We start from the raw sequence: 5,677 nt of genomic DNA on the forward strand, positions 1-5,677 counted from the left end.
CACTCACGGTCTCCCGACCCGGAACCCGCATCCGGCACCGCGCCGCCCTCGGCCTCCACGCGCCCGGGCAAGCCCCTGCCCCGCCGCCCCGCGCAGACGTCCGCGAGCGCCTGGCCCATGCGCCTGGGCATCGCCGGGCTCGTTCTGCTCTCGTTCATCGCCGGGTTCTGGGCGTGGTCCGCCGCGCGGGCGCCGGAACTGCCGCGGCTGGCGTACACCGAGCTGCTGTCCGCCATCTCCCGCAAGCAGGTGTCCGCGCTCACGGTGCGCCCGGGTGACGTGATCCTGGGCGAGTGGGCCGGCCCTCGCGGCGCGGCCAACGGCACCGAGCCCGACTTTCTGGTCGACTTTCCCGTGCAGCAGGTGGACGCGCTGGCCGCCCGCGCCGAAGCCGCCGGCGTGCGCCTGACGCTCGCGACGGCGCCCGCGCACGCCACGCCGGAATCCGCGCTGCGCTATCTGGTGACCGCGCTGCTGCTCATCGGCGTGGGCTACGTGCTCTTTCGCCAGATGCGGCCCGGCGGGGCGGAGGGCGAACTGGGCGGCACGGGCAAGTCGGACGTGACATTCGACGACGTCGCGGGAACGCAGGGCGCGGCCGAGGAGCTGCGCGAGATGGTGGAGTTTCTGCGCGCACCGGACCGGTTCGCGCTGCTGGGCGCGCGCATTCCCAAGGGCGCGCTGCTCGTAGGCCCGCCGGGAACGGGCAAGACGCTGCTCGCCCGCGCGGTGGCGGGAGAGGCGGGGGTCCCCTTCTTTTCCATCTCCGGCTCGGAGGTCACGGGCTTTCTGGTGGGGATGGGCGCCAGCCGCATCAAGGCGCTGTTCAAGAAGGCGCGCAAGCGGGGCGGCGTAATCTTTATCGACGAGATCGACGCGCTTGGCGGCAAGCGCGGCCGCAACCGCGGCCACAACGAGGACGACCGCACGCTCAACCAGCTTCTGGTGGAGATGGACGGATTCGACCCCCTGGCCGGCGTCGTCGTCATTGCCGCCACGAATCGGCCGGACGACCTGGACGAGGCGCTCAAGCGGCCGGGCCGGTTCGACCGCATGGTGAGCGTGAACCCGCCCTCCGTCACCGGCCGCGAGGAGATCCTGCGGCTGCACGTGGGGCGGCGCGGCATTCCGCTGGCCGGCGAGGTGGACCTGGCCCGCCTGGCGCGCCTGACGCCGGGGAGCACGGGCGCGGAGCTGGCCAACCTGCTGAACGAGGCGGCGATCAACGCCGCGCGCGGGCAGGAGGACGAGGTGCGGTGGGCGCACCTGGACGCCGCGCGCGACCGGCTGCTGCTGGGCAAGGAGCGCAAGGGTTTCCGCGCGCTGGACCAGGAGCGGTGCACGGTGGCGTATCACGAGGCGGGGCACGCGCTTGTGGGCGTGCTTTGCGCGCCGGAGGACGGGCTGCACAAGGTCACCATCCAGCCCCGCGGGCAGGCCATGGGCGTGGCCTACTTCGCCCCGAGCGACGACCGCTTTCTGTACCGGCGCAGCTACCTGGAAGCGCAGATCATGAAGGGGCTCGCCGGCCGCGCGGCGGAGGAACTCGTGTTCGGGCCGCTCGCCATCACCAGCGGCGCGCAGAACGACCTGCAGCAGGTGAACGGCATCGCGCGCAAGATGGTGTACCAGCTGGGGATGGGCACCGGCACCGGGCTGCTGATCCACGACGGCGAGATGGGGAGCCTGAGCCCCGAGGCGCACGCCCGGATGGACCGCGAGGTGCAGGCCATTCTGGAGCGGCTGTACGGCCGCACCCGCGAGGTGCTGGAGGTGAACCGCGAGTCGCTGGCCGCGCTGGCCGTCGCGCTGCTGGACCGTGAAACCATCGAGGGCGACGAGGCGGTGGAGATCATGGACGAGGCCGGCCTCACCCGCCCGGCCTGGCTCAACGAGGCGCTGACCGCGCCGCTGGCTCCGCAGGCGCGGCTGGCCAGCTGAAGCCGTTCCCTTTCCTCCGCGGACGAGAATGATGACGGACGAGTTTACGCCGGTGATCCGGAAAGGCAGTCGGTACTGGATCGGCTGGATTGAAGAGATGCCGGGCGTGAACTCGCAGGGCGAGACGCGCGAGGAACTGCTCGCGAACCTGGCATCCGCGCGCTCCGAGATGCTGGAACTGGTTCGCGACGGTGCTCCGCCGCTGAGGCCACAGGAGGCCTCGTCGGAGTCTCCATGATCTGCCTCGGATCTTCCCACCGAAAGGTCCGGCCACACGGCCGGGCCTTTTTCGTTTGCAACGCGCGCGGCCCCTCCACGCGCGGCGGTCTCCCCTTCCGCCGGCGGATTCGATCCCCGTCCGGCGTCCCTGGCCACGCCTCCATCCACTTGGGACGGCCCCCACACCGAGTACGCCGTTGGCCTGCCGCGCGGGCGAGGGTCGCGGTAGCTTTCCCGAACATCACCCGAAGACCCGGGGATGCGGCTCGCCGGAATGGCCGTTCGTCGCGGCCGCGCCGAGAGCCCGAGCGACGCGAACCTCCGCACCAGGAGCGTACCATGCCTGCTCAGAATCCTCCCGCCCCGCCCGCCGCGCCCGACGGCGGCGGCCAGGTGTTCAACGTGCGGGCGTACGGCGCCAAGGGCGACGGAATCGTCAACGACACCGAGGCGATCCAGAGCGCCATCAACGCGGCCGCGGTGGGCGCCAGCGCGCGCGGCGGCATCATCTACTTCCCCCCGGGTGAGTACCGGATCGAGAACCCCGGCCTGGTGCTGCCCCGGTACCCCGTCCCCGACGTTCCCGGCGACCTTCGCCCGCGCGTGGCGCTTCCGCTTTCGCTCGTGGGCGCCGGGCCGGGCACGTCCGTGCTCCATGCGCCCGCCGGCGTGCTGGACGCCGGCACCCCGCTGCTGCGCTGGGATTTCCAGACCGGCAAGCGCACCGACTTCTTCCGCATCCAGGACCTGCAGCTTTCGCGGACGGACGACGGTACCGTGATCGCCTACACCATGCCCACCAACAATCTGCTGAGCGAGCGCCTGGTGCAGGCGACGCTCCGCAACGTGTACCTGCGCGGCAGGAGCGCCAACGGCGACACCCCGGTTACAGGCAACGTCGCCGTGTTCGACGGCGCGCTGAACTGCCAGTTTCAGGACGTGGCGGTGTTCGGGGGCAACGTGGGATTCGCGCTGCAGAACTCGTCGCACTGCATGTTCCAGAACTTCCGTACGGACGTGGACCTGCAGATGAACACGGGGCTGCGCATTCAGGGTGGCGGCAACCACGTGTTCATCAATACGCGCATCGAGGCAACCAACGGAGGGGCCGGCGTGCAGCTGGATTCCGGTACGCGCAACCTGCTGTTCGACGGCGTCTTCTTCGAGGGCAAGGCGACCAAGCCGCAGATGGCGATCAACGACGCCGTCGGTGTGACGATCACCAACCCGGCGTTCGCGACGCCCACCGCGCCCAACGTCACCGGCCTGTACTGCGGCGCCGCGGCGCGCAACGTCCGCGTGATCGGAGGGCTGGCCAAGGACTTCACCGTGCAGCAGAACAGCGCCGCCATCCGCGTCAAGGCGGGCGCGCGGCAGGTACACGTGGAAGGACTGGTGCTTCTGAATCCGAGCGAAGCCACGTCGCACCCGGCCGGGAACGTGGCCATCGAGCCCGGCGCGGCGGACGTGACGGTGTCCGTGATGGACGAAAAGGCCAGCTTCGCGGCGTCCACCTTTACCAGCTGACCGCGCCGGCGCGGCGGTCAATCGGGCGGGAGGCCCGGCCAGGGCGGCCGGGCCTTCTGCGTCCAGCGGCAGGCCGGCGTGTTCCGTCGCCTGCTTGCCCCCGCCCCGCGGGCCGGCGTCGGAGCGCGCCGGGGGTGGCAGGGGCGCGGCGGCGGTGTATCTTGGGCGGGACGGCGCTTTCTTGAACCCCATGACCGGCGAGCCGATGTCCGCGACCGAATTTCTGCAGCGCAACCGCGAGCAGCACCTGTCCGAGCTGATGGAATGGCTCCGCATCCCCAGCGTGAGCGCCAAGAGCGAGCACAAGGCCGACACCGCCGCGGCGGCCGACTGGCTGGCGGACCGCATGCGCGAAGCCGGCCTCACGGTGGAGATCATTCCCACCGCCGGGCACCCCGTGGTGCTGGGCGAGTGGCGCGGAGCCCCGCAGGGCGCGCCCACGCTGCTGGTGTACGGCCACTACGACGTGCAGCCCCCCGAGCCGCTGGACGAGTGGACCAGCGCGCCGTTCGAGCCCGAGGTGCGCGACGGCAACCTGTACGCCCGCGGTTCCGTGGACGACAAGGGCCAGGTGTACCTGCACGTCAAGGCGGTGCAGGCTCTGCTGGCGGACGGCGGCACCCTTCCCGTCAACGTCGTCTTCTGCATCGAGGGCGAAGAAGAAATCGGCTCGCCCAACCTGGCGGCGTTCCTCAAGGACAATGCGCAGCGGCTCGCCTGCGACACCGTGGTCATCAGCGATACCACGATGTTCGCGCCGGGGCTGCCTAGCATCACCACCGGGCTGCGCGGAATGGCGTACATGGAGGTGCGCGTGCAGGGCCCGTCCACGGACCTGCACAGCGGTGCCTACGGCGGCGCCGTCGTCAATCCGGCCAACGCGCTGGCCCGCATCATCTCGCAGCTGCACGACGAGCAGGGGCGCGTGGCCATTCCCGGCTTCTACGACCGCGTGCGCGAGCTGACGGCGGAGCAGCGCCAGGGGATTGCCGGGCTGCCCTTCGAGGAGGAGAACCTGCGCAAGGAAGTGGGCGCCCCCCGGCTGGGCGGCGAGGCGGGCTTCGGGCCGCTGGAACGCATCTGGGCGCGCCCCACGCTGGACGTGAACGGCCTGCTGAGCGGCTACACCGGCGAGGGCGCCAAGACGGTGCTCCCCGCGCGCGCCATGGCCAAGATCAGCATGCGGCTGGTGCCCGACCAGGACTTTCACGAGGTGGAAAAGCTGTTCACCAAACACGTGGAATCACTGGCGCCGGAAGGCGTGACGGTGGAGGTGCTGGCGCTGCACGGCGGCCAGCCCTGGCACGCGGAAGGGAGCGGCCCCGTGTTCGACGCGGCGGCGCGCGCGCTGGAAAGCGCGTGGGGGCGCAAGCCGGTGTTCATCCGCGAAGGCGGAAGCATCCCCATCGTGCAGGCGTTCCAGGAAACGCTGGGCGCGCAGGCGCTGCTGATCGGGTTCGGGCTGCCGGGCGAGAACGCGCACGCGCCCAACGAGTGGATGTCGGTGGAAAACTTTCAGAAGGGCGCCGAGGCCATCGCCGGGATGTACGAGGAACTGCGGTGAGCACGGCGGTGGAGCAGGAGGCGCGGGCGTTCGTCGCGGAGCTGGAGGAGCGTGCCGCGCCGCTGAACACCGACGCCAACCGCGCCTGGTGGGACGCGGCCACGGGCGGGGGCGAGGAGGCGCTGGACCGCAGCACCCGCGCCCGGGCGGAGTACCGCGCGCTGCTTTCCGATCCGGAGGCCGCCGCGCGCGTTCGCGGGTGGCTGGCTTCGGACGGCATCGCCGATCCCCTGCTCCACCGCACGCTCCGGGTGCTGGACCTGGAGATGACGCCCAACCAGCTGCCGCGCGCCACCATCGACCAGCTGGTGGCGCACACGGCGGAGCTGGAGCGGGTCTTCTACTCCTTCCGCGCGGAGATCGGCGGCGAGCGGGTGACCAACAACCGCATCGTCGACATCCTTAGCACGGAGCGGGATTCGGAGG

General features: G+C 71.1%; 5 protein-coding genes. All 5 read left to right on the plus strand.

Annotated features, from left to right (window positions below):
- Positions 1–1,941, plus strand: a 1,941-nt coding sequence (locus VF665_RS11290; protein ID WP_331053535.1) for an ATP-dependent metallopeptidase FtsH/Yme1/Tma family protein, incomplete at its 5' end; no start/stop codon positions are given.
- 31 nt (positions 1,942–1,972) lie between these two features.
- The gene (locus VF665_RS11295) at positions 1,973–2,179 is read left to right on the plus strand and encodes a type II toxin-antitoxin system HicB family antitoxin (RefSeq protein ID WP_331053536.1); all 207 of its coding nucleotides are present in this window, start codon (positions 1,973–1,975) and stop codon (positions 2,177–2,179) included.
- A 320-nt stretch (positions 2,180–2,499) separates the two neighbouring features.
- The gene (locus VF665_RS11300; protein WP_331053537.1) at positions 2,500–3,687 is read left to right on the plus strand and encodes a glycosyl hydrolase family 28-related protein; all 1,188 of its coding nucleotides are present in this window, start codon (positions 2,500–2,502) and stop codon (positions 3,685–3,687) included.
- 205 nt (positions 3,688–3,892) lie between these two features.
- Positions 3,893–5,251: a dipeptidase gene (locus VF665_RS11305; RefSeq protein ID WP_331053538.1), complete on the plus strand. Its 1,359-nt coding sequence runs from the start codon at positions 3,893–3,895 to the stop codon at positions 5,249–5,251.
- A partial coding sequence (locus VF665_RS11310) for a hypothetical protein (protein WP_331053539.1) occupies positions 5,248–5,677 on the plus strand: 430 nt, incomplete at its 3' end. The genes VF665_RS11305 and VF665_RS11310, both read left to right, overlap by 4 nt.

The sequence above is a fragment of the Longimicrobium sp. genome (genome assembly GCF_036387355.1).
In the GTDB taxonomy this organism is placed as follows: Bacteria; Gemmatimonadota; Gemmatimonadetes; order Longimicrobiales; family Longimicrobiaceae; genus Longimicrobium.